The 1,262-nt window shown below is 58.6% G+C and carries 2 protein-coding genes; one reads left to right on the forward strand and one right to left on the reverse strand.

The annotated features are described in order from the left end of the window. Window positions 1-301: 301 nt before the first annotated feature. Window positions 302-700, reverse strand: coding sequence for a transposase family protein (locus tag AAGW05_RS18480; RefSeq protein ID WP_411806022.1), 399 nt, complete (start codon window positions 698-700; stop codon window positions 302-304). Window positions 701-844: 144 nt separating this feature from the next. On the opposite strand from AAGW05_RS18480, the gene AAGW05_RS18485 reads away from it, so the two are divergent. After that, on the forward strand, window positions 845-1,262 hold a 418-nt coding region (locus AAGW05_RS18485; protein WP_411806023.1), incomplete at its 3' end, for a transposase family protein.

Consider the following 1,262-nt stretch of genomic DNA (forward strand, 5'->3'; position numbering starts at 1 on the left):
GCCATCAAGTTGACCCGATCCCCGCCGCCGTTCTTTTCCCCGCGCACTTCCTTTCCGTCGATGGCGATGACCTTGGGCCTGACCTCAGGACTCCGGTCACGGCCCGACAGGCAGTAACCAAGTCCCTTGAGTTTCAGCCGTTTTGGTCGATGGCGCTGCCGTGGAGTGACTAGTTTTGCGAGATAATAGATGCAAGATCAACAGGCTCTTCGACCAACCAAAATCCTCTACATCTCGCGGTTCTGCTGGGTCAGAACTAGCATGATCGCGCAGATCACGTTTGATCTATTAAATCGCGATATCAGGAGTCCTGGACCTGGGCGATGACCCACGCACCGAAGGCAGTGTCGAAGACGTCCCCATCAACCTTGGCCAGCACGCGTTGGATCGTGGTCACGTGGGGGACCTTTATTCCGGCCTTCGCCAAGGGACCGCGCCCGGTATCGGCAGCCCATTCAGCGATTTCAGCGAACGACTCCGCCCCAGTCAACACCGCGCAGACCGCCAAGGCCAGGATCCCCGTCAGGCCATGCCTGATGCCCCGTCGTTTTCTGGAATCCGGGATTGATTCCAGGAGATCCCGCATCGTCCCGGGCGTCAACGAGGCCTTGGCCAGCTCGGGGATACTCTCCAGTTGGCGGACAAGGGTCCCAATCAGGGTGGCTGCAAAGTCTTTTATGAGGGGATGGCGTCTTAACATGTGAGACGAACGGGGCCGTGGCTGTTTAAAGGGCTCTTCACGGTTCGTGGTGAATCCGGGGTTCGTGTCGTAGCAAAGTAGGAGCTCGTGGCCCTGCTGAGATGGATGTGTCTAGCATTCTTCTCAAGTCAGGAACCACGAGCCTTGATCCAGCCTACCCAGTCGTGCCCGGATGCGGCGACGACTCTCTTCAATCTGCCTGATTATCAGGTCATCTCCGTCATCAGCGACGATGTTTCCGGTATCCGTGTCGTCACTGTTGCCTCGGACTTCCCAGCAGCTTGCCCTGGTTGTTCCGTCCTGGCTTCTCGGGTCCATTCGCGTCGGATCCAGCGGGTTCGGGACATTCTCGTCGCCGGGCATGTGAGACTCATGTGGACCAAGCGCCGGCTCTTTTGTGACGAGGCTCTCTGTACTCGAAAGACATTTGCCGAATCGACTCCTCAGGTGCCGCGGTTCGCCCGGTCCACCACGCGGTTGAAGGAAACCCTCAAGGACGCCGTCATCGATTCTGGCCGTGCCGCATCCGAAGTCGCGGCGGCGTTCGGTGTTTCTTGGTGGT

The organism is Arthrobacter sp. LAPM80 (genome assembly GCF_046736435.1).
In the GTDB taxonomy this organism is placed as follows: domain Bacteria; phylum Actinomycetota; class Actinomycetes; order Actinomycetales; family Micrococcaceae; genus Specibacter.